We start from the raw sequence: 26,052 nt of genomic DNA on the forward strand, positions 1-26,052 counted from the left end.
GCTACCGCCGCCAGAGGTGGCTCTGGCTGGCAAAGACCCCTTGAAGTTTCGACAGCAGCCGGTTGCCCAGCCCGGCGCGGGGCAGGCTGCCGGAAGCCAGCCGTTCGACCACCACTTCGACGGGGCAGGGCAGGCCGCTTAGCGGATCGCGGTAGCGTGGGTAGTCGATGAGGGCAGCATGGACCAGCCCTTCCAACGTCGGTTGCGCCCGGCGGCGGGGCGGCACATCGCTCCGGTCTTCGGTCAGCCCCCAGCCTGCGTAAAAAGGCGCGCCCAAGGTCACGACCGGCACGCGGCGCAGCAGGGCTTCGAACCCCAAGAGCGAGGTCATGGTCCAAACCGCATCGACCTGATCCAAAAGCGCCATCGGGTCGGCGTGGTGCAGGATCAGATCGGCGTCGCCCGCCTCGGTCGCGCCTTTGCGCAGGCCCGCTTCGACATCGGGGTGGGGTTTGTAGAGGATCACGGCATCCGGGTTGGCGGCACGGGCGGCGGCCAGCAGGGCCGCGTTGCTGCGCACGGTGTCTGTGCCAGTGAGGATCGAAGCGTCATCTTCCACCTGACCGGGCACAAGGATGCGGCGTCCCGCTGGCAGATCGGGCGCGGCGCCGCCAAGGTTGTATTTACTCAGCCCCGCGCCGGTGAGCCTGTCGATCAGCGCGCGGGCGCGGGCCAGTTGATCGGGGCGCAGCTCGGCGCGCTTTTCGATCCATTTTTCCAGACGGCTTGGCCCTTGGGGGTCGTAGTAGATGCCCAGATCATCGCAGACCAGCGACAGGGGCGGGACCAGTTCGGCCCCCAGCCCGCGGGAGCGGAGAAAGCCATCCTCCACCCTCAATGCGCCTTGGGGCGCGGTCTCTGCCTGGTTGGCCCAGACCATGGCGCGGCGGGGCGGCTGCGGCGTCTCTGCAGCGCCTTTGCGAAAGCGAAGCGGCGTTGACGCGCCAAAGAATTGCTGCAGCGGACGGCGCTTCCACAGGCGCATGCCCCATGCGTCCCAACCGGCATGATCTTCTCGCCACGCGCGGGCCTGCGCGGCGAGGCAGGCGAGGGCCGTCTCGAAATCCCCGAGCCGGTCGCGATAGGGATCGTACCACGCCGGATAAAGGATCATCGCCGCCGCGAAGAGTTGCGCTCGGGTAAGGAGGCGTTGGCGGCGTTGGACAGGGAATTCATCCTCCGTCAGCCCCCAACCGGCGTAGAAGGGCTGGCCAAAGACACGCGGCTTATGACCTGCAAAAATCGCCTCGAACCCCATTTGCGAAGAGACGGTATAGACACCCACCGCCCCCTCAAACAAGCTCCAAGGGCTGACCGGATCGGTCAGCAGGGTGATCCGGTCGTTGCTGTCCTCGGGTCTGTAGTGGCCGGGACGAAACCCCTGGGCCGTTTCGGGGTGGGTTTTGATGATGACCCGCGCGCCGGGGTGTTCCTCTTGGGCGAAAACGAGCATCTCTAGAAACCGTGCGCGATCCGCGCCCGAGGCGGTGACTGATGCATCGCCGCGCGTCTGGTCGATCACCAGCACATAGCCCGGATCAGGCGCTGGCGTGGCAGGGTCAAAGCCCGCGTATTTGGTCAGATGCGCCTCGGCCAACTGCGCCATGCCGCCCCGCGCGCGGTCCAGAAGGGCGGTGTCGTCCAAAGGGTGACGGGCCAGAAGTTCTTCAAGGTCGGAAGGTTGGGCAGGGTCGAAATGCGCCCCCCGGCTGTCGATCAGTAGCCCCAAGGGCGGCTCCCCTGCGCGGCCCGGATGGAGCGAACGCAGCCACGCGTCTTCAACCCGGATCACCGGCACATCGCGTTTCGCGGCCACCGCCAGCCCGCGGTGCGCGGTGGGGGAGTTGCCCCAAACCGCCACGGCATCACCAGGGCCAGGCAGGCCAAGACGCAAGGAATGGCCCGACAGCTGCAAAATGCGCCGCACCCGCCGCTGCGTCAGAAACCCGCCGTTATATACGAAAAGCCGCCGGCTCCTTTCGGGACCGGCGGCAGGGTATTGGTATGGGTCAGCTTCAAAGGCCACCGGCGTGGATCAGCCGCTGGTGAGCGATGAGATGCTGTCGGCCGAACTTGCCGTGCCTGTGATGGCCGAAATCACCTTGCTCCACTGGGTGAAGGGGGCTTCGGTCACATAGATCGTGTCACCGTCGCGGATAACGAAGTCACGGGCCATGAACATGCCGTTGGGCTTGGTCAGATCGGTCACATAGACCATACGCTGCGCGCCGGTCAGATCACTGCGGCCCAACACCTGTTCGGCAACTGCTTCCGGCTCGTTGCGGAAGACGAAGACGCCGGTTGGGTCAGCCGAGATCGGGCTCAGCCCGCCGACCTGTGCGATGCCTTCGAGCAGTGACAGGTTTTGCGATTCAAACGGCACGCGGGCCTGACCGCCTGTGGCGCCAAGTGCGGTGAATGAACGTGTATCCTCTTCGACCAAGATACGGTCGCCGGGGCGTAGCGCGATATCGAGTTCGGGGTGGTCATAGAGGTCTTGGAACCAGATTTTGCCCCGCTGCCCGCCACGGATCACGGTGACCTGAGCGATTTCGGGAATGATGGTCACACCGCCTGCGCGGGCCAGCATGGCGGCCAGCGTGCGGGTGGGGCGCTCAATCGGGTAAACGCCCTGCGCACCGATGGAGCCAATGAGCGATACGGTCGAGCCGTCACCAGCAGCGCGGCGCACTTCGACCTGCGGGTCGGGGGTCTGTTCGCCCAATTTTTGGGTGATGATGCGGCGGATGGCCTCGGGTGTGTTGCCCGCAGCGCGGATGCGGCCCGCGTAGGGAATAAAGATAAAGCCCGCGCCGTCGACCTGCACTTCTTCGAGCAGGGTGGCCGGCGCGCCTTCGACGCCCAAAAGCGGGTCATCCACGTTCTCATACACGGTGATGCCAAGGATGTCGCCCGGTTGGATCGTGTCAGAGCCGACCCGGCCTGCGTTTTTAAAGCTTTCGGAAAAGCCAAGCGCGGGGGCCACGGCGGTGGCACGGGTGACGCGGTCGTTCACGCTGACGACAAAGGCATCGCCCTCGCGCTGAACGGAGCCTGCATAGATTTGCCGCTTGTTCGGCCCGACCTGCGGCAAACCACAAGATGAGATGACGGCCACTGCCGCCAGTGCTGCGACGGGACGCGCCCACCGGAAAGATACGGATTTCACTGCCCGGTCTCCTCGACCTGAAATATCTGCCTCGAAATCGCCAATTGTTTTGGCGTATTACTTTGCAACTTAGCGCAGCCTAACGAAAAAATCTACAGGCCGGAATGGGTTAACTCAGGTGACGACCCGCAACTGTTGCCGAGGGGCCGCGGTGCCCTGTTCCAGCGCGTCATATGGATCGTCGGGCGCGAGCATCATATCGACCACTTGGCGCAGCAATTGCCGCCGCCCCCGCGCGGCATAGAACCCGCCCGGAACCTGAGAAGTTTCAAGCAGATAGCGGCGGTAGTCCTTATAGGCGCGGTTGTCGGGGCGGCTGGCCGTGGCAAAGAAATCCGGCAAAGGCTGGTCCGAAACGAATTCTGGCTGGGAATAGACCGCCCGGCCAAAGACCTTGAGGGGGATGCCGCGCCAAAGCACCTGTTGCCCGGCGGTGGAGTTCACTGTCACAGCACTGCGCGTGTCGTTCAAAAGCTGTGCCAGTTTGCCGCCGCGGACAAAATGCACCCGGTCTGAAACGCCGAAGGCACGTGCCAGCCGTTTGACATCGCGCCGCACGGGGACGCGGCCATCCTCCAACGGATGCGCCTTGATGACGAGGTGGTGGTGCTGCGGCGCGCCCTTGGCAAAGCCTTCGATCACCAACTCTAGGAAATCGGCCATCGTGTCGAAGGGTGAATGCTTTTGAAAAGAGGAATCATGCTCAAGTTGCAGCAGCGCCAGATGATAGGGAAAACCGCCCAGCCGGATTTTTAGCGTCGCCAGCAAACGGTCGGCGGCCAGCACCGGCATCAGCAGCAGGCGCTTGAGATAGAGGCGGAATTCCTTGGTCACCGGCAGGCTGCGGTGGGGTTTGAAATTGCGGTAGTCGCCGTTTCGGAACATCACGAACCAATGGTAAAGCGCGCCGTAAAAGATGTGGTGCCGCATGTCGCCCCAGTGGCCGGGGGGCAGGGGGGCTTCCATGTCCGAGCGCGCCAGCGCTGCCTGCATCTGCGGAATGGTCATCTCCATCAGGCGCGAGTTGCCGTTTGAGCCGCCGCGCTCATAGGTGACCCAATAGGGCCGCATATAGCCTTCCTCGAAAACATGCACGGTGATGCCGCGGCGCTTGGCCTCGGCCACCGCTTCGGCGTGGATGGGCTGTAGCGCGACAATCTGGGTGAGAAGAGCGCGTCAATCAGGATGAGAATCCTTGGTCGCGACACTGGTAACGATGGTGGCCTTTTCAGCCGCGATCAAGGGATTTGTGTTTTTGATTGTCGCGGCGCGTCAATCAGCTTTCATATCTGTCGGTGAGGCCCTGTGCGCGGGCCGCCCCGGCCCCTTTGCCTTTTCGGCGGCTCTCCGGCGGTAGCTTTCGACATTCATCTCGAAGATCGTCGCGTGGTGGACGAGCCGGTCGACGGCGGCCAGTGTCATTGCCGGGTCAGGAAAGATCGTATTCCATTCCCCGAAAGGCTGGTTGGCCGTGATCAGCATGGAGCGGCGTTCGTATCTTGCACTGATGAGTTCGAAGAGCACGCTGGTCTCGGCTTGGTCCTTGGTGACGTAGGTGATGTCATCGAGGATGAGCAGGTGGAACTTATCGAGTTTCGCGATTGCACTTTCGAGGACGAGATCGCGGCGCGCCTGCTGGAGCTTTTGGACCAGATCGGTGGTGCGGGTGAAGAGGACGCGGTAGCCTTTCTCGACAAGTGCGAGCCCGATGGCGGAGCCGAGATGCGACTTGCCTACGCCCGGCGGGCCAAACAGCATGATGTTGCTGCCCTTTCCGATCCAACTGTCACCCGCGGTGATGGCGCTGACATGGGCCTTGGACAGCATGGGGACGGCTGAGAAGTCGAAGGTCTCGAGGGTCTTTCCGGGCAACAAGCGGGCCTGTGCGAGATGTCGCTCGATACGGCGGCGAACGCGTTCGGCCAGCTCGTGCTCCACCAGGGTGCTGAGCAGCCGGGCGGCGGGCCAACCTTCCTTGTCGGCCTGTTCAGCGAAGCGCGGCCAGAGCGCCTTGATGGCTGGCAGGCGCAATTCGTTCAGAGCGAGGGTGAGACGGGCGGTGTCGATCTGCGACGACGTCATGCTGCAACCTCCTCGGCGGATGCCGCATTGCCGACCAGCTGGTCGTAGGATGACAGGTCGGCCAGGCGCACCTCGACTTGGGGGAGCGCCTCGGTCGACGGGCTGAAGAGCACGCGCAGGGCTGCCATGTCAGGCAGGCGGTTCTGACGAAGATCCTCCTCGATCTGAGCGGCCAATTCGGCCTCGCACCCCCGGTCGTGGGCCAGCGCCAGAAGATCGACGGTCATGCGACAAGCCTTCTTCTCGCCGGTCTGTTCCAGCAGGACTGCGAACATGTCGCCGAACGCCCGGCGCGGAAACAGCTGGTCACGATAGATCAGTCCCATCAAGGCCATCGGCTTTTTGCGCAACGAATGGATGACATGGTGGTAATTGACCACGTGACCATGGCTGCCGTTGCTCGATGCGCGCCCGCGTGGCAGCGTCAGCAGGGAGGTGCCTCCGAGAAACAGCTCCAGCCGATCATCGTAGAGCCGTATGCGCAGATGATGACCGATCAGCCGGGACGGCACGGTGTAGAACACCTTGCGCAAGGTGAAGCCACCGGAGGACGTGACGCGCAGCCTGACCTCTTCATAATCCGTGGTGCGACGCGCAGGCAAAGGCCTGAGGCTGGCGCGCTCCACATCGATGCGTTTTGCATTGCGCGCGTTGATCCGCCCAACGATCTCATCGATGAAGCGGCGGTAGTCCGGCAAAGTCTGGAAGTCGCGCGACCCACGCATGAGCAACGCATCTTCGATGGCGCGCTTGAGATGGCCATTGGGGCTTTCGATCGAGCCGTTCTCGTGCGCGACACCTTTGGTGTTACGCGTTGGCGTCATGCCGTAATGACTGCACAGAGCATCGAAACGGTCGGTGAGATCAGCCTGGGCGGACTTGTCCAAGTTCTTGAAGGCCGCCGACAGGCTGTCGGTCCTATGTGCGTGCGGCACACCACCGAGCGCCCAGAGGGCGTTCTGCAATCCCTCAGCCAGCGCCACATAGCTTTCGCCGCCCAGCACAACATGGGCGTGCTGAAACCCGCTATAAGCAAGCCGGAAGTGATATAGCCGATGATCCAACGGCTCACCGGCCACGGTCACCCCCAGTTTGCCCATGGCGGTGAAATCCGACAGGCCCATCTTGCCCGGCGTGTGGACCTGCCGGAAAATGACTTCCTGTTCGGGGCCATGCTCGGCGTTCCAGGCGCGTATCCGCCGTTCCAAAGTGCGCCGGATGCCGGTGCCCAGCTCGGGGTGTCGCCGCAGCAGCTCTTCGTAAACGGCGACAGGACGGAACCCCGGTGAGGACCGCAGCAGCGGCACGACATCCGTATCGAAAATATCGGCAAGCGGATCCGGGCGACGTCGGCCACGCGGGGTCTTCTTCTGGGATGGTAAAGTTGGGTCGGCTTGCAGCCGATAGCCAGTTGCCTGGCTGATCCCCGCCTTGGCCGCGGCCACAGGAACGGTGTGGGTCTGTCTGAGCGTCATGAAAAGCCTCATCTGTTGGTCGGTGACATGACGGCCCGGCATGAACGATCTCCTTACGCAGAAAATCATTCCCTATCCGAGCCGGCCACGACCGTCAGACCCACCCATTCTGGGCGCAACGCGGGGATTGGACCTCTCCAGTCGGGCTACGCCCTCCCTGCGAGCCCCAATCCCCGCGTTCTCATCCTGATTGACGCTGGATTCTCACCTTGTTTGTCGCGCGGCAATGGGCCGTGTGTCACCATAAAGCACGATGTCGGTGACCTGTTTTTGCTCTAACAGGGTGGCGAAAACGCTCGGCCAGTCCTCAACCGTGCCGCGATAGGGGATGTAGGTCGACGGATGAAACCAAAAGGCCCGGTCGCCCGCGTTGAACCCTACGCGCCAGACCTCAGCGCCCGCCCGGCGCAGCATCTTGCCCAGACTGTTGAAGAAAGGCCCATGCGGGCCTTGCAGGAACAGGAAGGTGCGGGCGGGGGCAGCGGTCACGGTCATACGGGTCCTAAATCGGCGTGTTTTACCCTTAACCACCATATAATAGGGGCGACAATGTGGCGTCACCCGCTCTTGCCTGTGGCGGTGCGCGGGTTTACCACTGCGCCAAACAGCAAAGGAGCCTATCCATGTTCACCGGCATTATCACAGACGTTGGCAGCGTGACCAAGCTGGAACAGGAAGGCGACCTGCGCGCGCGCATTCAGACCGGCTATGACACCAGCAGCATCGACATGGGCGCGTCAATCGCCAGCGACGGGGTCTGCCTGACGGTCGTGGGGCTGGGCGATGATTGGTACGAGGTACAGATCAGCGCCGAGACGGTGGCCAAGACCAACCTAGGCCAGCATTGGGCCGAAGGGCGGCGCGTGAACCTTGAACGCGCGTTGAAGGTGGGCGATGAGCTGGGCGGGCATATCGTCTCGGGCCATGTCGATGGCGTGGCCGAGATTACCGAGATGAAAGATGAGGGCGACAGCACCCGCGTGACGCTGCGCGCGCCGAAGGATTTGGCGCGGTTCATCGCGCCCAAGGGTTCCGTGGCGCTGAACGGCACCTCGCTGACGGTGAATGACGTCGAAGGCTGCGATTTTGGCATCAACTTCATTCCGCATACCAAAGAGGTGACCACTTGGGGTGACGCCAAGGTTGGCGATCTGGTCAACCTCGAAATCGACACGCTGGCGCGCTACGTCGCGCGGCTGAACGAGATGTGACGCGGCGCCCTTCGGGGCGCGCTCTGGCCAAGCGGCGCGGGTCAGGCTAAGAGCCGGGCAACAGATAGATGGAAGCAGCCAATGCAATTTGACAAACCCGGACCGGTCGAGACAGGGCTGAGCGACGCGATTTCGCCGATCGAAGACATCATCGAAGACGCGCGCCAAGGTCGGATGTTCATTCTGGTGGACCATGAGGACCGCGAGAACGAAGGCGATCTGGTGATCCCGGCGCAGTTTGCCGATGCCGCGGCGATCAATTTCATGGCGACCCATGGGCGCGGGTTGATTTGCCTGCCGATGACCTCAGCGCGGGTTGATCATCTGGGCCTGCCGATGATGGCGGTGAACAATTCGTCTCGGCATGAAACGGCCTTTACCGTCAGCATCGAAGCGCGTGAGGGGGTCAGCACGGGTATTTCCGCCGCCGACCGCGCGCTGACCGTGGCGGTGGCGATCTCTGAGCAAGCAGGCTCGGCGGATATCGCGACCCCCGGCCATGTCTTCCCACTGCGCGCCCGCGATGGTGGCGTGTTGGTGCGGGCAGGGCATACCGAAGCGGCAGTCGATATTTCGCGACTTGCGGGGCTGCACCCTTCGGGCGTGATCTGCGAGATCATGAAAGACGATGGCGAAATGGCGCGTCTGCCCGATCTGGTGGCGTTTGCGGCTGAACACGGGCTGAAAATCGGCACGATCAGCGACCTGATCACCTATCGCCACAAACACGACAACCTGCTGGTGGAGCGCGACAGCCGCACCGTGACCTCCGCCTATGGCGGCGATTGGCAGATGCGGGTGTTCTCCGACCAGATCACCGGGACCGACCATGTGGTGCTTACCAAGGGCGATATCTCGACCCCTGAGCCGGTGCTGATCCGGACCCATGCGATCAATGCGCTGGAGGATATCCTCGGCCTCGGCCCCAGCCCGGCGGATGAGCTGCCGCGTGCCATGCAGATCATCGCTGATGAGGGCCGCGGCGCTGTTGTGCTGTTCCGCGATCCCTATCCGCGCCTGCGGCTGGATGCCGAAGATGATGAGCGTCCGCGCACCATCAAACGCACCGGGCTGGGCGCGCAGATCCTGTCGTCGATGGGGCTGCATGAGTTGGTCCTGCTGACCGACAATCCCGACACGCGCTATCTGGGCCTTGATGCCTATGCGCTGGAAATCGTGGGCACCCGGCCCATCACCACGGAGTAATCGCCATGGCTTCCGCCGAAGAACACACCATCCTGCCGCGCCCGGAATTTGATGAGCCGGTGAAGCTGCTGATCGTTGTCTCGCCCTATTATTCGGACATTGCGAACGGCATGCTGACCGGCGCCAAGGCCGAGCTTGAGGCCGCCGGTGCGACCTATGAGATCATCGAGATGCCCGGCGCGTTGGAGATTCCCACCGCCATCGGCATTTCCGACCGAGGCAGCAATTTTGACGGCTATGTCGCGCTTGGCTGCGTGATCCGTGGCGAGACGACGCATTATGAAACCGTCTGCAACGACAGCAGCCGCGCCTTGCAACTGCTTGGTCTGCAAGGGCTTTGCATCGGCAATGGCATCCTGACCGTCGAGAACAAGAAACAAGCCGAGGTCCGCGCCGACCCTGAGGGGCAAAACAAAGGTGGCGGGGCGGCGGCTGCGGCCTTGCATCTTATCGCGCTCGCTCGTAAATGGGGCCGCCAGAGCAAGGGCATCGGGTTCAAGCCATTCGGGCAGGACACTTTGATGGCCGGCGATACGGATGGATCAAACCTCGCATGACCAGCAACGCGCTTTCGGGCAATCAGAAACGTAAGATGAAGTCGGCCTCGCGGCTCTATGCCGTGCAGGCGCTGTTCCAGATGGAACATTCCGCGCAGACGGTCGATGTCGTGCGTCACGAGTTCATCGACCACCGTTTCGGCGCCGTCTATGAGGGCGACGAAATGCAGGAGGGGGATGTCGATCACTTCTCTCGCGTGCTTGAAGATGCGGTGAACTATCAGGCACCGATCGACCAGATGGCCAACCGTGCCATCGTCGCCAAATGGGCCATCGCCCGGATCGACCCGACCCTGCGCGCGCTGTTCCGCGCCGCGGGTGCCGAGCTCCGCCATGACGATACGCCGCCGCGTGTGGTGATCAAGGAATACGTCGACGTGGCGCATTCGTTCTTCCCCGAAGGGCGCGAGCCGAGCTTTGTGAACGCCGTGCTCGACCATATGGCCCGCGAGGCCCGTCCCGAAGCGTTTTAAACGCAAGGGAAAGTGGCCCCGAGGGGCCATCAACCACATCATAATCTTGGGAAAAGTGACGGGAACCGCGCCTGCCGCTGCTGTTTTATATTCCCGAGGACCTGTATGTACAGGTGGGCGCCAGGTAACCGAACCAGGGCTCGGACAGAGCCAGCTCCCTCGGATTTGCTTAAGGCCACTGGAATGTAACGTTCACGAACAGGGCAGAACCCGTCGACCCCCGATGTAGGGTCCATGGGGGGCTGCGGCAAGGGGGCGAAGGTGGATTTGCAAAACTTCTGCGCTCCGCTCAGTCCTCAGAAGGGATAAAGCCATAGCGGCGTAACTCTTCCGGCAGCAGCACGTAGATTTCATCGGGCGGGGTGACCAGCGCATGCTGCATCACCAGCGGGTCTACCCCCATGTCATCCAGATAGCGCATCACCTCTCCTTGGCCGCGTTGGATATCCTCAACGGCGACAAAGGCGGGCAGGATCGTGCTTTCGCCAAAGTAATGCTGATGTACCCCGACCGAGGCGCTGTCGGGGACCGTGCGTGCCTCGCCTGCGGCCAGCAGGTAGGGGCAGGCGGAATAGCAGATGTCGCCCTCACGCAGCGCGGTATCGAACCCTTCGCGGCGCAGGTAGCGGCCCAGTTCCAGCGCATCGCGGACCGACCCGCCGGGGGAGTTGAGATAGATTTCCTCGGGCGCGGGGGAAAGCTCGGCCAGTTGCTTGGCGATCCGCTCTGCATCGCCTGCTTCGATGGTGCCTTCTAACAATGCCGCGCGACCGCCAGAGACGGGCGTCAGGATCAGCCGGTCGGGCAGGGCGGTATCGGGCATCGGCTGGCCGGGATTTGGCGCGCGTTCGGGGCGAAAGCGGCGGGTCTGGTCGCCGGGGCGGATGGGCTCGGTCAGTTCCGGTGCGCGCGGGCCAAAGCCGGGCAGGCGCAGTCCTTCGCCCAAATCGCCCCAGAACAGCAGCACCGCGAGGCCCAGTTGAAAGATCAGCACGCCGATCAGCACCCGCCCGACGATGGGCGGGCGGCGGGTGCCTTCCATTTCTTCCGAAGTCTCCTCGCTCATGTGCTTTTGATCGGCGTGACGTGGCCGGGAGCGTCTTCACGCACGCTCTCATTGGGCAAAGGGGCGGCTTCGGCGGTGGGGCGTTTGTGGGCGGGGCTTTCTTGCATCGCCACATCGACATCGCGCACGGCGGCCAGTGCTGCGCGCAGCTCGGCAAGGGTCAGCGTGTCTTCGACCGCGGCCCCCTCGCGGCCAGAGCGGATCGCGCCTTGGGTAATGGCGAGGATCATCACCAGCACGGCGGGCAACAGGTCAATCGCAATCGCCCCGGCCCAAGAGGGCACGAAGTTGCGCGCATAGAGGATCACCGCATCGGCGCTGGAGATCGGCGTATAGGTCGTGTCGGCGGCGGGCGGCATGGCCTGCACATCCTGCGCCGCGCGTTCCAATGTCGCTGCACGCTGCGCCAGCACTTCGAGCACCGAGGTGATCGTTGCGCCCTGCGCGCCGCGCTGTTCTTCGTTGCTGCCGTCCAGTTCCGGCAGCACGACGGAGGCCGCCAAATCCTGCGCCGCGCGTTCAACCAGTGGTGCGACCGAAAGTTGCCGCAAACGGGTAATCAGACCGGCAAGGCGCACGGCCTGTTCGGAAAACTCGACCGAGCGTGCTTGGACCGGGCCGGGCTCTACCGTCAGCGCGCGCATCCGGCTGAGGATTTGGTTGCCCTCTGCAAAGGCGTCATTCACCAGCGGGGTCTGCGTGGCGATCTGCGCCTCTAGCCCTGCCAATTCCGCCGATTTCTGCCGCAGGACACGGAACACCGCGCCGCGCCCGGCAAGGCCCGAAAGGCTGCCCGCGGCCTCTTGTTCGCTCAGGTCCTCGAAGCTCTGTCTAACCCGCGCCACGTCACGCTCAAGCCCTTGAGCGGAAAGAGCGATTTCATGGGTGCGCTCCAGCGCGCCTTGGTAGTCTTGCACCGTCTCGGCCAGATGCTGTTCGACCGCCGCCGACCCGGCCAGCGCCGCGGCGTTCAGCCAGCTCGACATCGCAATGATCGCGACGGAGCCGAGGCCCATGGCCCCTAAAAGCCCCATCCGCGCCCGTGTCGTGCGCACGGCAGGGAAGAGCCGCAGCAGATAGGACCAAAAGACGAAGATACCGACCGAAACCGCCACGGAATAGGCGATCGCGGCAAAGGCCGACATGGCGCCGTTGTCATCAAGCAGTGAGGAGACGCCAAGGTAGGTGTAGATGCCCGAGGCCACGGCGAGGACACCAAGCGCCGTGCCAGAGAATGTGTCGAGCCATGTCAAATGGCCCTCCAATTCACGGGCATAGCGCACCCCGCGCGCCTGTGTCTCACTCATCGGTTCGCGTTGTGCCATGGGCCCCCCTCGCTTTGCTTGTTTGAAGATAGGGGGTTGTGGGGGAAATACCAAACTTTCCGGTTTGGGCTCTTGCGAATGTTCACCAAATGTTCATATTTGTCGCTATGATGGAAAACGAGATACGACAGTTCCAACCCGGTCAGCTTCTGGCGCGGGGGGTGATGCGGCATTTAGCCGATCTGGGTTTCGCCTCTGTTGAGGAACTGGTGCCAACGCCCGGCCTGCGGGTGGACGTGATGGCACTTGGCCCCAAGGGGGAGATTTGGATCGTCGAATGTAAATCCTGCCGCGCCGATTTCATGGGTGATGCAAAATGGGAGGGCTATTTGGAATGGGCGGACCGGTTCTTTTGGGCCGTCGACAGTGATTTTCCGGCCGAGCTGCTGCCGGAGGACAGCGGCCTTATCATCGGTGACGCCTATGGGGCCGAGATCGTTCGGATGAGCGATGAGACCAAGCTTGCGCCCGCCCGGCGCAAGGTGATGGTGCAAAAGTTCGCGACCCATGCCGCCCGGCGCCTGCATCGGCTGCGCGATCCAGATATGGTGCCGAACTGGTCTTGATTGTGGGGCCGGGCGCAGTTTTTGCTTCGAAAGGGTGCCTTGGCAGAGCGCTGGAAGAACGCAATGCCCTGCAGGCTACCGTTCCCTCAAAGGGGCTTAGCGCCCCTTTTTGCCCGCGCGGTTCACTGCGGCCATGATTTCTTCGGCGATTTCGCGGGCTTCCTCGGGCGTGAAATCCATCGGAATTTCAACGCCGTCCCCTTCGACAAAAAGGCGGACCATGCCTTTGTCGGTCGGGCCGATTTGCAGGTTTGCTTCGATATCGCGTTCGGTGTCGATGCCCATGGGAGCCTCCGGTTTGGTGGGGCTTATCGCTAGCGCGGCGTGGCAGAAAAGGCAAGGGATCTTGCGGTGTTGCGGGGCTTTGGGGACCGGGATTCGGCAAGGTGCGGATGCCGGCGGGAAACGCTGACCTTCTATGCGGCGCGTGGTGGGCTACAATGCCGTTTTCTGGCACACCTCTGAGCCGAGCGGACTGAAGAAGGCGAGGTTTAAGGGCAGGGGCGCAAGAACCAATGGCCAGCCGCCGAAGTTTCCCCCGGAAAAGGTGACGCTCGGGATGACGCGAAAATTCTGCCCAAAACCGACCATTCTTCTGTCCCTGAGGTCTTGCATTCCTCTGCCACGGGCGCTAAATCCGCCCCAGTGCCGCCTTAGCTCAGTTGGTTAGAGCGCTTGATTGTGGATCAAGAGGTCCCTGGTTCGAGACCAGGAGGTGGTACCATCCCCCCCTTTAGTACATCGGTCACTCTTTCCAGCGAGGCTGGCACCTGTCCGCGAGGGCTGGCCGCGCGGTGCCGCACCAGCGTTTCCGCCCTAATCCATAGTTAATTTTAGCTTTTTCTGGAACGTTAATTCGCAGCTTTCGTTGTAACCACAGCAATTAACGAAAGAGGAGAGAGACATGAAAACGCTCACAGCCAGCACCCTTGCCCTAACAATCGCAGGCACCGCCGCTTTCGCAGAGGCCCATATGGTCGACCATTCCAACCTCGACAGTGTGGCGATGAACGAGATGCGCGGCGATCTGATCCGCTCGCGGGATATCACCGGTGGAGAGATCTTCACCATCAACGAAGCCGGCGACGAATGGAGCCCCAACACGGCATATGCCGAAATCGGCACCGACTGGAACGAGATCGGTGAGATCGAAGACATCGTTCTGTCCAAAAACGGCCAAATGGTCGGTATCGTGGCCGAAGTCGGTGGTTTCCTCGATATTGGTGACAAACATGTCATGATTTCCACGCCCGACGTGAACCTCGTGGCGGTCGACGACCAAACCTATGCCTATGTCACCCGCCTGAGCGAAGAAGAACTGGAAGCGCTGCCCAGCGTTGACGAAGGTTTCTGGGACTAATCTGAACGGTTAACTCTTTGCCGAAAGAGTTTTGACCCCGGCGTGGCGCCGTCCACGCCGGGGTTTTTTCATGGATGGCGTTAGCCCAACTTCATCACGATGCAGGTGGTTGAGCCGGTGGCATAGAGTTTGCCATCCTCGACCCCGCGTATTTCACCATGCGCCACACCGGTGGAGCGGCCTACGTGATCGGTCACGCCGATGCAGTCGATCTCCATCCCCAAGGGCAGGCCCCGCAGGATATTAATCTTGTATTCCAAAGTGGTATAGACCGAGCCGCGCGGCACTTTCGTCATCACCGCGCAGGCCATCGCCGAATCGAGCAGCGTGCCGTACCAGCCGCCATGCACCGTGCCCATCGGGTTGGTCATGGCGAAGCTCGGCGCGCCGCGAAAGATGATGCGGCCCTCTTCGACCGAATGCAGCGCATAGCCCATGGTTTGGCCGATGGGCGGGCCGGGGTTGGTGCCGTCGAGGATGGCCTGCATGAACTCCAGCCCCGACAGTTTCAGGGCCTCGGATTGGGACAAAAGGTCAGCAGGGCTTTGGGCGATGCGGGGCATGGTCTTCTCCGGCAGATGAATTTCGCCGGAGGATACGCCCGAGGGGGGCAGGGGCAAGCCCCTGCGCCCGAGGTGCCAAGTTTACGCGACGTCCGACAGATCAACCTGCGGTGTCACACCGATGGCGCGGCAAACATCGCGGGTCAGTTCGGCGCGGTTGAGCGTGTAGAAATGCAGTGCGTCCACGCCCTCGTCGATCAATTCGCTGCACAGTTCGGTGCACATGGCTTGGGCCAGCAGGTCATGACGGTCATCGCGGATCGCCGCTTCATAGGCTTGGTCGACCCATTCCGGGATGGGCGTGCCACATTTGACGGCGAATTTGCGGGCTGAGGTCCAATTCACCACTGGCAGGATGCCCGGCGTGATCGGTTTGTCAATGCCTGCTTTGACGCAGGCGTCGCGGAAGCGCAGAAAGGTATCGGCTTCAAAGAAGAACTGGGTCAAGGCCTCATCCGCGCCCGCGTCGAACTTGCGTTTCAGCCAATCGATATTGGCCTGCTGGTCGGCCGCTTCGGGGTGCGGGTCGGGGTAGGCGCCCACTCGGATGGTGAATTTGCCGGTTTTCGCCAGCGCCTCGATTAACTCGCAGCTATCGGCAAAACCTTCGGGGTGGGGCGCGAATTTGTCGGTGCCCGCCTGCGGATCGCCGCGCAGGGCGACGATGTCTTTGATGCCCGCTTCGGCGAATTTATCGGCGACTTCCATGGTTTCCGCGCGGCTGGCCCCCACGCAGGTCAGGTGCCCGGCGACAGGCAGACCGGAGGTACGGTGCAGCACATGGGCCGAATCATGGGTCAGATCCCGGGTCGTGCCACCCGCGCCATAGGTGACCGAGAAGAAACGCGGCGCCAGTGGGGCCAGCGCCTGAGCTGCATCCCACAGTTTGAACGCCGCGCCGACGGTGCGGGGCGGGAAGACTTCGAAGGAAACGGCAGGCGTGGTCATTGAGAGATCCTTTTGGCGGTTTCACGTCTTGTCTCACATCTAGCCTTGTGAGACAAACTCATAACATTCATCTTGAACATGAGTAATGCCTCACATGCACATTGAGTTCCGTCACCTGCGCACAATCAAGGCCATTCACGAGGCGGGCGGGCTGGCCCGCGCGGCGGATCAGATGAATATCACGCAATCGGCGTTAAGTCATCAGGTGAAGGGCTTGGAGGATCAGGCCGGGGTTGAGTTGTTTGTCCGGCGCTCAAAACCGTTGAAGCTTTCGCCCGCCGGGCAGAGGTTGTTGAAACTGGCGCAGCAGGTATTGCCACAGGTCGAAGCCTTGCAAGATGAATTTTCGGGGCTGCGGGCAGGCAGCACGGGGCGGATGCATATTGCCATTGAATGCCACGCCTGTTTCGAGTGGCTTTTCCCGGTGTTGGAGCAGTTCCGGCGGCATTGGCAGGATGTTGATGTCGATATCCGCCCCGGTCTGGCATTTGACGCGCTGCCCGCTCTGCTGCGCGAAGAGGTTGATCTGGTGGTGTCATCGGATCCCGAAGAACTGCCGGGGGTCGAGTTTGTCGAACTCTTTGATTACAATCCGGTTTTCGTGGCATCGCAAAGCCACTCTCTGGCCGAGAAACCCTTTGTCGAGGCGGCTGATTTTCGCGGTGAGACGCTCATTACCTATCCGGTGGAACGGACGCGACTGGATGTGTTCAGCCAGTTGTTGATCCCCGCCAAGGTCGAGCCTGCGGCGATCCGACAGGTCGAGCTAACGGCAGTGATCTTGCTGCTGGTGGCGTCCAATCGCGGGGTGTCGGTCCTGCCCGATTGGGTGGTGCGCGAGGTGAAATATTCGTCGGATTACGTCACGCGGCCTTTGACGGCACAGGGCATAACGCGGCGGCTTTATGCGGCGGTGCGCAAGGATGATCTGGGCAAACCGTTTATGGATGAGTTGTTGAAACTGGCCGGGCAAGAGGCGCGGAAGTTGCAGCGGGCCTAGGCGGCGTTCTGAGGGGCAGCACCCAGCCCCACCAAATCGCCTACCCGTCTGGGCGGGCAGGCGATGGCCCGGCGCCTGCGGCTTGATTCCGGGCCAAAGGTAGGCGCAAGGCTTACTTCACCTTAACGATTGCCTTGCCAGTGTTGCCGCCATTCAGCATGTCGATGAACGCCTGCGGCGCATTCTCCAGCCCCTCGGTGATGTCCTCTTTCACTTTTACACGTCCATCCGCGACCATCGGGGCCACCTCGCGGTGGAACTCCGGCATGCGGTTCCAGTGGTTCGAGATGATAAAGCCGCGCACGGTGAGGAAGTTCACCAAAATCGTCCGCCACAGCCGCGGCGCGGTGAGGCCAGCGCCCTCCGCGTCGGCACCAAGCCCGCCCGCGTTGTACCACGCGATCATGCCGCAAAGCGGGATACGGCCATGCGGGTTCATCAGCGGCAGTACCGCATCCAGCACTTTGCCGCCGACGTTTTCGTAATAGATATCAATGCCATCCGGCGCGGCCTCTTTCAACGCGGCGCGCAGGGATTTGGCGTCGTCATAGGCGCGGTGGTCAAGACAGACGTCAAAGCCGAAGTCGCGCGTGGCGATCTCGCATTTCTCGGCCCCGCCCGCGATGCCGACGGTGCGCAGCCCTTTGGCCTTGGCCAACTGCCCCACCATCGACCCGACAGGCCCCGTGGCGGCCGCGACGACAAGCGTTTCACCCTCTTTCGGCTGGCCGATTTCGTTCAGCCCGTACCAACCGGTCAATCCGGGCATCCCCAGCACACCAAGCGAGGCGGTGATCGGCACGGCTTCGGCATCGACCTTTTGACACTGCTTGGCCGGGGCAACGCCGTGGGTCGCCCATCCAAAGGCACCAAAGGCAAAATCGCCAACGTTAAAGCTCGGATCATTGGAGGCGATCACCTTGCCGACGCTGCCGCCCTCCATGAGCCCGCCAATAGGCACGGGCTGCGCGTAGGATTTCGCATCATCCATGCGGCCCCGCATATAGGGATCAAGCGACATGTAGTGCACTTCGACCAAGATTTCCCCGTCGCCCGGCTGGGGCATATCCGCGCTCTCTAGACGGAAGTTCTCAGGCGTGGGCGCGCCGTCAGGGCGGCTGGCGAGGACGATTTTTTGCATCTGGTCGGACATGGGATTTCCTTCGGGCTGATTGCTTTGGGTCCAAGGTGTCACCTTGTGCTTTTAAAACAACCCGCACGCTGCGTAAGAATGCCCCAGCGGCCTAGGTTTCTGCCCCCTTGGCAATTGCGCTCTTGCGCCCTATACGTCCCGCCTTATCCATCAAAGGGCGCGAACAATGATCGGTAGTGCGAATCTTAACATCATGATCAAAGCGGCACGCAAAGCGGGGCGTGCATTGGTCAAGGATTTCCGCGAGGTCGAGAACCTTCAGGTCTCGGTCAAAGGCGCGGGCGATTTCGTAACCAAAGCCGACATTGGCGCCGAGAAGATCATCAAAGACGACCTGATGGGCGCGCGCCCGACCTACGGCTGGCTGGCCGAAGAGGGCGGCGAGGAAGAGGGCCAAGACCCCACGCGCCGTTGGATCGTCGACCCGCTGGATGGCACGACCAACTTCTTGCACGGTCTGCCGCATTGGGCTGTCTCCATCGCGTTGGAGCATAAGGGCGAAATCGTTGCCGGGGTGGTTTTCGACCCCGCCAAGGATGAGATGTTCTTTGCCGAGAAGGGCACCGGCGCTTGGATGAACGAAGGCCGCCTGCGGGTGTCGGGCCGTCACCGGATGATCGAGTCGATCTTTGCCACGGGTCTGCCTTTCGGCGGTCGCGCCGACCTGCCCGAAACGCTCAAAGATCTGGGCCGACTTCTGCCCGTTTGCGCCGGTGTGCGCCGCTGGGGTGCGGCTTCGCTTGATCTGGCTTACGTCGCTTCGGGCCGCTACGATGGTTTCTGGGAACGCCGTTTGAAGCCGTGGGACGTGGCCGCAGGCATGTTAATCGTGAAAGAGGCCGGTGGCCTTGTCGAAGCGATCCGTCCCGAGCGCAATATCCTGCAGCACGGCGAGATTATCTGCTCCAACGAGCCGATCTATTCGACCTTCGCCAAAACGATCCGCGGCTGATTATTCGATCGGGATCGTCTGGCGCAATTCGCCGGTCAACTGGTCAAAGATCAGGATTTCATCTGCGTCCGTCACCACCGCATACCAGCCGCGTCCTTGCGTAAATGCTTGGGCGCTGCTGCCATCGGGCAGGGAAATACTGCGCGGCATGGTCGGGCCTTGATCGCTCAGACGGGTGACAAGCACGAAGATCAGCACTAGAACCCCGCCAATCATCACGACGGTCAAGACCGTCACCATCCGCCGCAGAAACCGCAGGTTCGCCGGTTCATCAGGGTTGTCCGTGTCCATGTCTCACCGCCGCATTGATTTCATTCTGGGCGATAGCCCGCCCGCCCGTCTTGATAAGGCGCTGGCCCGCGATGTGCCAGAGGAAGCGAACCTGTCGCGCACGCGATTGGGCCGGTTGATCGCCGACGGGGCCGTGACGCTGGACGGTGTCAAAGTCCAAGACCCCCGCGCCAAAGTGGCCGAAGGGCAGGTAGTGCAGATCACGGTCGAAGAAGCGGCGGAAAGCCACATCCTGCCCGAAGACATACCCCTGTCGGTGGTGTTCGAAGATGACGACCTGATCGTGATCGACAAACCAGCGGGCATGGTGGTCCATCCCGCCCCGGGCTCGCCTTCCGGTACGCTGGTAAACGCATTGTTAGCACACTGTGGCGATGATCTCTCGGGCGTGGGCGGGATGAAGCGGCCCGGCATCGTGCACCGGATTGACAAGGACACCACGGGACTGCTGGTTGTCGCCAAATCCGACGCGGCGCATCACGGGCTGGCGGCGCAGTTCGAAAAACATACGGTTGAGCGGTATTATCAAACCCTCGTCTACGGGGTGCCCGATGCCAATGACCCGCGTCTGCGCGGCGTCAAAGGCGCGTCCTTTGAGGCGGGGAATATCCTGCGCATGACCACCCAGTTGGCGCGGCACAAGACCGACCGCCAGCGGCAGGCGGTGCTGTTCCAAGGCGGCCGCCACGCCGTAACCCGCGCCCGCACGGTTGAGCGTTTCGGCACGCCACCCGTTCTGGCGCTGCTGGAATGCTGGCTGGAAACGGGGCGCACGCACCAGATCCGCGTGCATATGTCTCACGCAGGCCACGGTTTGGTGGGGGATGCGACCTATGGCGGGCGGCGCAAGCTGGCCAAAGCGGCCTTGCCCGAGGCCACCGCCGACGCCATCCGCGCCTTCCCCCGCCAAGCGCTGCACGCCGCTGTTTTGGGGTTTGAGCATCCAGTGACGGGCGAAAGCCTGCGTTTCGAAGCGCCTTTGCCATCGGATATGGCAGCGCTGTTGCAATTGCTTCGTGAAGGGCCAGCAACCCCGTCGGCGTGACCCCGCCACCTCAGGGAACCGCCCTAGGATTGGTTACGTTTTGTTCACAGAAGCTGTGCAACCATGAACAAAAGCGTGAAGGCTTCTGTCTTGAAAGCACGAAGGGGGCCGCCCATATTGCATGTTAAGCGAAATAACATAGGCCCCGATCAAACTGGGGAAAGGGACAAGACATGGCAAATTATGCAAATCTGCCCGCACCGACACCAGAAGGCGGGCTGAACCGCTATATGCAAGAGATCCGCAAGTTCCCGCTGTTGGAGCCTGAGGAAGAATACATGCTGGCCAAACGTTGGGTCGAGGAACAAGATACCGAAGCCGCGCACCGCATGGTCACGTCGCACCTGCGTCTTGCCGCGAAAATCGCGATGGGCTACCGGGGCTATGGGCTGCCGCAGTCCGAGGTGATCTCGGAGGCGAATGTCGGCCTGATGCAGGCGGTCAAACGTTTCGATCCGGAGAAGGGCTTTCGCCTTGCGACCTACGCGATGTGGTGGATCCGCGCGTCAATTCAGGAGTATATCCTGCGGTCGTGGTCGCTGGTGAAACTTGGCACAACCTCGGGTCAGAAAAAGCTGTTTTTCAACCTGCGTAAGGCAAAGAACAAGATCGGTGCCTTGGAAGAAGGCGATCTGCGCCCTGAGAATGTGACAGAGATTGCAACCCAACTGGGCGTGACCGAAGCTGAAGTCGTTTCGATGAACCGGCGGATGTCGGGCGGGGATGCCTCGCTTAACGCCACCGTCGGGTCCGAAGGCGAAGGCACGATGCAGTGGCAAGATTGGTTGGAGGACGAAGACGCCGACCAAGCGGGCGACTATGCCGAACGTGACGAGTTGGAAACCCGGCGTGAGATGTTGGCCGAAGCCTTGGACGTGTTGAACGACCGTGAAAAGGACATTCTGACCCAACGCCGCCTGTCGGATGAGACGGTCACTTTGGAAGACCTGTCGTCGCAATATGATGTCAGCCGCGAACGTATTCGCCAAATCGAAGTACGTGCTTTTGAAAAGTTGCAGAAGCGCATGCGCGACTTGGCGAAGGAAAAAGGCATGATGGCGGCCAGCTAATTCTAGGCTAACTTAACATAGATGGCCCCGCTCCCAGGAGCGGGGCTTTTTTTTACGTCTGGCTCGGTTCGGCAACCCTGCTTTCAATTTCGGCAATCTGTTCAAAGCAGGCGGCAAGGGTGCCGCTCTTCATCGCGCGGGCCGCGGTTTGCAGCACCTCACGCAGATGCGCAATCTGGACCTGTGGCTGGGTTTCAAAATCCCGCAGCGACCACCTGATCAGACGCCAATAGGCCGCGCGAAAAGCATCACTGAGGATCGGGTTCTCGATCATCTCGGATAAGGCATTCAAAAGCTGGGCGCGTATCTCGAAAAACGCCTCGGCTTGGTCCAGCTGACTGATGTCCATCATCCCCAAAAGCCCGGCCAGCGACATGAATTGCGTTGGCGGCGCGGGGCTAGAAGGGGCACATTTGGCCGCGGCCTCGATAATCGCCGCTGCTGCGCAGATATCGTCAGCGCGCATCGATTCCTCCAAGGGCGTCACGACAGAGCCTACACCGGATTTAACGGCGATCATCCGCTCATAGGCCAACCGTTGCAGCGCTTGTCGGATGGGCGTGCGGGAGACGCCAAACCGCTGCGCCAAGGCCATCTCGTGCAACATACCATCCGCAATGTCGCGATTCAGGCAGATATCCGCCCGGAGCGTGTCAGCAATCGCAGTGCTGGATTTGACTTGGTTGAGCATTGCCCGGCATCCTTCGGTCTGTTCACATCTTGCCTGACTAACATGTATACAGGTGTCGCTGCGCTTACTCAAATTTTATGGATGCTGTCATGTCTGTCGTTCTGCCTTTTTTCGATCCCGAAGCGACCTCGATACGCGCCGTTATCCCGACCCCGCGTGGGGGGCATCTGGCGATGACCGGCTATCCGGGGCTGCTGACCCATGTCGATGGCTCTGCCTATCTTGATCCGCATCAAATGGCCGAAACCTTGGAAGGGTTGCGCGCGACCGGCGCCCGTCAATTGCTCATCCTGACTGAGGAAGCAGAGCTTCCCGAGGGGGCGTTTCCTTTGATTTCCAAAGTTTCTCAACCCCTTGGCCTGAGGCTTTCTTTCGCGGCGATCCAAGATTTCAATGTGCCCGGCGACGCTTTCCTGACGCAATGGCCGGAACGTCGGGCCGGTTTTGAGCAGGCGTTGGATGCGGGGGAGACGGTGGCCCTGTCGTGCCAATACGGGGCGGGCCGTAGCGGACTTATTGCGGCCTGGTTGCTGATGGGGGCCGGGCTTCCGGCAGGCGACGCCATTGCCCTAGTGCGGGATCACTTCCCTGAGGCAATCGAGAACCGCCTTCAGGAGACCTGGCTCCTAGAGGTCGAAAAGGCGGGTTAAGCGCTCCATTCGCATAGATCGTGTGAAAAAAGATTGTCGAATTATACGATTGCCCAATTGTCGGCAAGTTGTTGCCCCATTCTTGCCGCAATTGGATCGGACAACATGTATACAGGTTGGGCAACAGCGGAACCTCCCGAGGGAACGCAACAGCCCACAGAAAGGGAAGACTAACGAACAGACGAGTAGAAAGAGGATTAGACATGCAAAGCCGCTCCATCGCGCCAGAAACATCCGGCCCCATCGCGTCCCTCAATGCAGGTGACATTATCCGCCGTAGGCGCAGCTATGAACCCGTTACCGTCTGTCATCCTTCCGATGAATTTCCCGCTGTTCTAAACATTTGCAGCGCGCGTTTCCACAGTGTCCACCATGACCGCGACTTTGGCAGGGTGGAGGCGGTGGTCGAGGTGACCTATACGCACCATCCGCGCGCCATGCCGCAGACCGTGTACCTGCGCACCAACGTGCCGCTGCGCCCTGCCGGGCAGCGCCAAGAGCTTCGCCAACGGCTCATTCAAAGTGCCGTTACCCTGTCCGTCCTGATCAATCGTCAAAATGAAGGAGATACGACCCTGCGTGCTGCTTGACGCACAGTCCAATGCCTAGCAACTGCACCCCCTTATGGGGGTGTTTTTTTATGTCGGGCAGGCGGTACGGTCGCGTTTCGCGCAATTGTCCTCCGGCGCATCGGCTCGGCCTGTGGACCTTGTATATTCGCGCAGGCCCCCCATTTGTTACACTCTGATGAGGGCAGCGAGGGCTTGGCATAGATGTCGGGCGCAGGTCCGTGACATGCGGCCCGCGGGCGCCATATCAATGATGAGCATAGCAACAGGAGGGCGTGGGATGGCAGGCGGATGGGCGCGTGATGGCGCGGTAAGCGAACAGATCGAAGCATCCATATCGGACGAATTGGCACGGCTGAAAGCCCGCCGCGCGCCGGTGGGTGAGAGCCTGACCCATTGCGCGGAATGCGAAGAGCCTATCCCCGAAGCACGACGTATCGCTCTGCCGGGGGTGAAACTTTGCATTGATTGCGTGCGCGACCGGGACGGGCAGGCGCAGATGCGCGGCGGGATAAACCGGCGCGGGTCGAAAGACAGCCAGTTGAAGTGATGTTAGGGGCGCATTGCCCGGCGCCGACGCCGAAGAGAGCGCCAGCGCCGATACAACCGCACATCCATCGCCGCCACCATGAAACCAAGCGGCAGCATCCAAAAGCCGAGGATCGGCAAGAACCCAAGGATGCCGCCGCAGATCAGCAGCAGGCCGAGCGCAAACCTGAACCCGGGCGGGACCCGCCTTTGGACCCAAGCAAAGAACGGCGCGAACCTGTCCTTCATGCGCTCGGCGAGGGACATCAGACCTCCATCGCTTCCAATTCGTCGATCATGTCAGAGATCATCGACAGTCCCTTGTCCCAGAAGGCGGGGTCAGAGGCATCAAGCCCGAAGGGGGCCAGAAGCTCCTTGTGGTGTTTCGAACCGCCTGCTTTCAGCATGTCGAAATACTTCTCTTCAAAGCCTTCCTCGCCCTCGGCGTAGACTGCGTAGAGCGCGTTTACCAGCCCGTCGCCAAAGGCATAGGCATAGACGTAGAAGGGCGAATGCACGAAATGCGGGATATAGGCCCAGAAGGTCTCATAGCCGTCCATATACTCGAATGCTGGCCCAAGGCTCTCGGCCTGAACGCTCATCCACAGCGCGTTGATGTCGTCGGGCGTAAGCTCCCCGCCGCGGCGCGCTTCGTGCAATTTGCACTCGAAATCATAAAAGGCGATCTGGCGCACGACCGTGTTGATCATGTCCTCGACCTTGCCAGCCAGCAGCACCTTACGCTCTGACTGCGTCTTGGCCTTGTCGAGCATTTTGCGGAAGGTAAGCATTTCGCCAAAGACCGAGGCCGTTTCGGCCAATGTCAGCGGGGTCGAGGACAGCATCTCGCCCTGATCGGCGGCCAGCACTTGGTGCACGCCATGGCCCAACTCATGCGCCAGCGTCATCACGTCGCGCGGTTTGCCGAGGTAGTTCAGCATCACATAGGGATGCACGTCGGTCACGGTGGGATGCGCGAAGGCGCCCGGTGCTTTGCCCGGTTTCACACCCGCGTCGATCCAGCCCTTGGTGAAGAACGGCTTGGCCAACTCGCCCATGCGCGGGTCAAAGGCGGTATAGGCTTCCATCACGGTCGCTTCGGCCTGCGCCCAGTCGACCACCTTGGGGTCTTCCATCGGCAGCGGCGCGTTGCGGTCCCAGACCTGCATCACATCAAGGCCGAGCCACTTGCGCTTCAGCTCATAGTAGCGGTGGCTCAGCTTCGGATAGGCTTCGACCACGGCGTTGCGCAGCGCTTCGACCACCTCGGGCTCGACATGGTTGCTGAGGTGCCGCCCGGTCTGCGGTGTCTCCATGCCGCGCCAGCGGTCGATGACCTCTTTCTCTTTTACCTGCGTGTTGTGGACGCGGGCAAAGGTGCGGATGTTGCGGCCCAGCACCTCGGCCAATTCGCGCGCGCCCGCTTCGCGTTTGGCGCGGTCGGGGTCGGTCAGCAGGTTCAGCGTGCCTTCGATGTTAAGCGTCTCGCCGTCGACTTCGAATTCCAGCCCGGCGATTGTCTCGTCGAACATCCGCTCCCAAGCATCGCCGACCACGCCGAGGTCGTGCAGAAATTTCTCCATTTCATCCGACAGTTGATAGGGCTTCATGGCGCGGATACGGTCGAAGACGGGTTTGTAGCGTGCCAGATCCGGGTTTTCGTCCAAGAGCTTGGCAAGGTGATCGTCGGGCAGTTTGTTCAGTTCCAGCGTGAAAAAGACCAGCGGCGTGGTGTAATCGGTGATTTTCTCTTGGCAGTCGGACATGAACTTGGCCCGGCCTGAGTCCGTCGTCTGCTGGTAATAGCGCAGGCCCGCGTAGGACATGATGCGCCCCGCGACCTGATTGATCTTTTCGTTGCGCAGCACACAGTCGAGCAGCCCTTTGGCGTCGAGCGCGGCCAGATTGCCTTGGTAATCAGTGGCAAAACGCGCGCAGGCTTCCTCTAGCCAGTCGAGGTCGCGCTTCAGTTCGGGCGCGTCTTCGGCGGTGTAAAGGTCGCTCAGATCCCATTCCGGCAGATCGCCGAGGTTTTTGCCCCCGGCGCTGGCGTTGGCATCGTGAAGCGGGAAGGGAAGCTGAAACATCGGTGTACCTCATTT

Annotated in this window: 27 protein-coding genes, 1 tRNA gene, 1 other RNA gene and 2 pseudogenes; 14 read left to right on the top strand and 17 right to left on the bottom strand. The window is 61.6% G+C overall.

What is annotated here, in order from left to right; all coding sequences use genetic code 11:
* Position 1 precedes the first annotated feature (1 nt).
* From B5M07_RS06370 to B5M07_RS06395, 6 genes and pseudogenes are all read right to left on the bottom strand, one after another.
* Positions 2-2,026: a capsular polysaccharide biosynthesis protein gene (locus B5M07_RS06370; RefSeq protein WP_120350672.1), complete on the bottom strand. Its 2,025-nt coding sequence runs from the start codon at positions 2,024-2,026 to the stop codon at positions 2-4.
* 9 nt (positions 2,027-2,035) lie between these two features.
* Positions 2,036-3,169, bottom strand: coding sequence for a polysaccharide biosynthesis/export family protein (locus tag B5M07_RS06375; RefSeq protein WP_205570909.1), 1,134 nt, complete (start codon positions 3,167-3,169; stop codon positions 2,036-2,038).
* A gap of 114 nt (positions 3,170-3,283) precedes the next feature.
* Positions 3,284-4,315: pseudogene (locus B5M07_RS06380) on the bottom strand (capsule biosynthesis protein); the annotation flags it as partial.
* A gap of 126 nt (positions 4,316-4,441) precedes the next feature.
* The gene (istB, locus tag B5M07_RS06385) at positions 4,442-5,251 is read right to left on the bottom strand and encodes an IS21-like element helper ATPase IstB (protein WP_120350673.1); all 810 of its coding nucleotides are present in this window, start codon (positions 5,249-5,251) and stop codon (positions 4,442-4,444) included.
* Positions 5,248-6,768 (bottom strand): IS21 family transposase, encoded by a 1,521-nt coding sequence (istA, locus tag B5M07_RS06390; protein WP_120350674.1) that lies wholly within the window; start codon positions 6,766-6,768, stop codon positions 5,248-5,250. Before istA ends, istB begins: the two co-directional genes overlap by 4 nt.
* A gap of 177 nt (positions 6,769-6,945) precedes the next feature.
* Positions 6,946-7,221 (bottom strand): annotated as a pseudogene (locus tag B5M07_RS06395) (capsule biosynthesis protein CapA); the annotation flags it as partial.
* A gap of 128 nt (positions 7,222-7,349) precedes the next feature.
* Between B5M07_RS06395 and B5M07_RS06400 the strand changes: the two are divergent.
* The 4 genes from B5M07_RS06400 to nusB all read left to right on the top strand — a co-directional run bounded on the left by B5M07_RS06400 (position 7,350) and on the right by nusB (position 10,173).
* A complete protein-coding gene (locus B5M07_RS06400; protein WP_120350675.1) occupies positions 7,350-7,937 on the top strand; it encodes a riboflavin synthase in 588 nt (195 codons plus the stop codon).
* A gap of 81 nt (positions 7,938-8,018) precedes the next feature.
* Positions 8,019-9,143: a 3,4-dihydroxy-2-butanone-4-phosphate synthase gene (ribB, locus tag B5M07_RS06405; RefSeq protein ID WP_120350676.1), complete on the top strand. Its 1,125-nt coding sequence runs from the start codon at positions 8,019-8,021 to the stop codon at positions 9,141-9,143.
* Between the two features lie 5 nt (positions 9,144-9,148).
* Positions 9,149-9,700 carry a 6,7-dimethyl-8-ribityllumazine synthase gene (locus tag B5M07_RS06410; RefSeq protein ID WP_120350677.1) on the top strand — a complete coding sequence of 184 codons (552 nt, stop codon included), beginning with the start codon at positions 9,149-9,151 and terminating at the stop codon, positions 9,698-9,700.
* Positions 9,697-10,173 (top strand): transcription antitermination factor NusB, encoded by a 477-nt coding sequence (nusB, locus tag B5M07_RS06415; protein WP_120350678.1) that lies wholly within the window; start codon positions 9,697-9,699, stop codon positions 10,171-10,173. The genes B5M07_RS06410 and nusB overlap by 4 nt, the downstream gene beginning before the upstream one ends.
* Before the next feature lie 58 nt (positions 10,174-10,231).
* Here the strand turns inward: nusB and ssrS are convergent.
* The 3 genes from ssrS to B5M07_RS06430 all read right to left on the bottom strand — a co-directional run bounded on the left by ssrS (position 10,232) and on the right by B5M07_RS06430 (position 12,564).
* Positions 10,232-10,386, bottom strand: a non-coding RNA gene (ssrS, locus tag B5M07_RS06420) — 6S RNA.
* A 76-nt stretch (positions 10,387-10,462) separates the two neighbouring features.
* Positions 10,463-11,239, bottom strand: a complete 777-nt coding sequence (locus B5M07_RS06425) for a hypothetical protein (protein WP_205570910.1) — start codon at positions 11,237-11,239, stop codon at positions 10,463-10,465.
* On the bottom strand, positions 11,236-12,564 hold the full coding sequence (locus tag B5M07_RS06430; RefSeq protein ID WP_120350679.1) for a hypothetical protein: 1,329 nt from the start codon (positions 12,562-12,564) through the stop codon (positions 11,236-11,238). The genes B5M07_RS06425 and B5M07_RS06430 overlap by 4 nt, the downstream gene beginning before the upstream one ends.
* 89 nt (positions 12,565-12,653) lie before the next feature.
* On the opposite strand from B5M07_RS06430, the gene B5M07_RS06435 reads away from it, so the two are divergent.
* On the top strand, positions 12,654-13,130 hold the full coding sequence (locus tag B5M07_RS06435; RefSeq protein ID WP_254693966.1) for an MmcB family DNA repair protein: 477 nt from the start codon (positions 12,654-12,656) through the stop codon (positions 13,128-13,130).
* 96 nt (positions 13,131-13,226) lie between these two features.
* Here B5M07_RS06435 and B5M07_RS06440 read toward each other — a convergent pair whose 3' ends face one another.
* Positions 13,227-13,415, bottom strand: a complete 189-nt coding sequence (locus tag B5M07_RS06440; protein ID WP_120350680.1) for a DUF6324 family protein — start codon at positions 13,413-13,415, stop codon at positions 13,227-13,229.
* Positions 13,416-13,777: 362 nt separating this feature from the next.
* On the opposite strand from B5M07_RS06440, the gene B5M07_RS06450 reads away from it, so the two are divergent.
* Together B5M07_RS06450 and B5M07_RS06455 are read left to right on the top strand one after the other, a co-directional pair.
* Positions 13,778-13,854, top strand: a tRNA-His gene (locus B5M07_RS06450).
* Positions 13,855-14,034: 180 nt separating this feature from the next.
* A complete protein-coding gene (locus B5M07_RS06455) occupies positions 14,035-14,490 on the top strand; it encodes a PRC-barrel domain-containing protein (RefSeq protein ID WP_120350682.1) in 456 nt (151 codons plus the stop codon).
* A gap of 80 nt (positions 14,491-14,570) precedes the next feature.
* Here the strand turns inward: B5M07_RS06455 and B5M07_RS06460 are convergent, their stop codons facing one another.
* Together B5M07_RS06460 and metF are read right to left on the bottom strand one after the other, a co-directional pair.
* Positions 14,571-15,053 carry a PaaI family thioesterase gene (locus B5M07_RS06460; RefSeq protein ID WP_120350683.1) on the bottom strand — a complete coding sequence of 161 codons (483 nt, stop codon included), beginning with the start codon at positions 15,051-15,053 and terminating at the stop codon, positions 14,571-14,573.
* A gap of 81 nt (positions 15,054-15,134) precedes the next feature.
* A complete protein-coding gene (metF, locus tag B5M07_RS06465; RefSeq protein ID WP_120350684.1) occupies positions 15,135-16,001 on the bottom strand; it encodes a methylenetetrahydrofolate reductase [NAD(P)H] in 867 nt (288 codons plus the stop codon).
* A gap of 94 nt (positions 16,002-16,095) precedes the next feature.
* On the opposite strand from metF, the gene B5M07_RS06470 reads away from it, so the two are divergent.
* Positions 16,096-17,001, top strand: a complete 906-nt coding sequence (locus B5M07_RS06470; protein ID WP_120350685.1) for a LysR family transcriptional regulator — start codon at positions 16,096-16,098, stop codon at positions 16,999-17,001.
* A 112-nt stretch (positions 17,002-17,113) separates the two neighbouring features.
* Here B5M07_RS06470 and B5M07_RS06475 read toward each other — a convergent pair whose 3' ends face one another.
* Positions 17,114-18,154, bottom strand: coding sequence for an NADP-dependent oxidoreductase (locus B5M07_RS06475; protein ID WP_120350686.1), 1,041 nt, complete (start codon positions 18,152-18,154; stop codon positions 17,114-17,116).
* Positions 18,155-18,320: 166 nt separating this feature from the next.
* Between B5M07_RS06475 and B5M07_RS06480 the strand changes: the two genes are divergently transcribed.
* Positions 18,321-19,106, top strand: a complete 786-nt coding sequence (locus B5M07_RS06480) for an inositol monophosphatase family protein (protein WP_120350687.1) — start codon at positions 18,321-18,323, stop codon at positions 19,104-19,106.
* On the opposite strand, the gene B5M07_RS06485 is transcribed toward B5M07_RS06480, so the two are convergent.
* Complete coding sequence (locus B5M07_RS06485) at positions 19,107-19,397, bottom strand: DUF6476 family protein (RefSeq protein WP_120350688.1); 291 nt, start codon at positions 19,395-19,397, stop codon at positions 19,107-19,109.
* Here B5M07_RS06485 and B5M07_RS06490 point away from each other — a divergent pair.
* Together B5M07_RS06490 and rpoH are read left to right on the top strand one after the other, a co-directional pair.
* Positions 19,396-20,442 (top strand): RluA family pseudouridine synthase, encoded by a 1,047-nt coding sequence (locus tag B5M07_RS06490; protein ID WP_120350689.1) that lies wholly within the window; start codon positions 19,396-19,398, stop codon positions 20,440-20,442. The two genes, B5M07_RS06485 and B5M07_RS06490, sit on opposite strands and share 2 nt — an antisense overlap.
* Positions 20,443-20,615: 173 nt before the next feature.
* A complete protein-coding gene (gene rpoH, locus B5M07_RS06495; protein ID WP_067624486.1) occupies positions 20,616-21,512 on the top strand; it encodes an RNA polymerase sigma factor RpoH in 897 nt (298 codons plus the stop codon).
* Between the two features lie 52 nt (positions 21,513-21,564).
* Here rpoH and B5M07_RS06500 read toward each other — a convergent pair whose 3' ends face one another.
* Positions 21,565-22,203 carry a GntR family transcriptional regulator gene (locus B5M07_RS06500; RefSeq protein WP_120350690.1) on the bottom strand — a complete coding sequence of 213 codons (639 nt, stop codon included), beginning with the start codon at positions 22,201-22,203 and terminating at the stop codon, positions 21,565-21,567.
* 89 nt (positions 22,204-22,292) lie between these two features.
* Here B5M07_RS06500 and B5M07_RS06505 point away from each other — a divergent pair, with 89 nt between their 5' ends.
* The 3 genes from B5M07_RS06505 (at position 22,293) to B5M07_RS06515 (ending at position 23,972) form a co-directional block, all read left to right on the top strand.
* Positions 22,293-22,853, top strand: coding sequence for a dual specificity protein phosphatase family protein (locus B5M07_RS06505; protein WP_162931823.1), 561 nt, complete (start codon positions 22,293-22,295; stop codon positions 22,851-22,853).
* A gap of 203 nt (positions 22,854-23,056) precedes the next feature.
* On the top strand, positions 23,057-23,443 hold the full coding sequence (locus B5M07_RS06510) for a hypothetical protein (RefSeq protein WP_120350692.1): 387 nt from the start codon (positions 23,057-23,059) through the stop codon (positions 23,441-23,443).
* A 259-nt stretch (positions 23,444-23,702) separates the two neighbouring features.
* Entirely contained in the window at positions 23,703-23,972 is a 270-nt protein-coding gene (locus tag B5M07_RS06515) for a DksA/TraR family C4-type zinc finger protein (RefSeq protein WP_120350693.1), read from the top strand.
* A 2-nt stretch (positions 23,973-23,974) separates the two neighbouring features.
* Here the strand turns inward: B5M07_RS06515 and B5M07_RS06520 are convergent, their stop codons facing one another.
* Together B5M07_RS06520 and B5M07_RS06525 are read right to left on the bottom strand one after the other, a co-directional pair.
* A complete protein-coding gene (locus B5M07_RS06520; protein ID WP_254693967.1) occupies positions 23,975-24,217 on the bottom strand; it encodes a hypothetical protein in 243 nt (80 codons plus the stop codon).
* Entirely contained in the window at positions 24,217-26,037 is a 1,821-nt protein-coding gene (locus B5M07_RS06525) for a M3 family oligoendopeptidase (RefSeq protein WP_120350694.1), read from the bottom strand. The genes B5M07_RS06520 and B5M07_RS06525 overlap by 1 nt, the downstream gene beginning before the upstream one ends.
* Between the last annotated feature and the right edge of the window lie 15 nt (positions 26,038-26,052).

Origin of the sequence: Sulfitobacter sp. D7, assembly GCF_003611275.1 — a bacterium.
GTDB lineage: Bacteria > Pseudomonadota > Alphaproteobacteria > Rhodobacterales > Rhodobacteraceae > Sulfitobacter > Sulfitobacter profundi.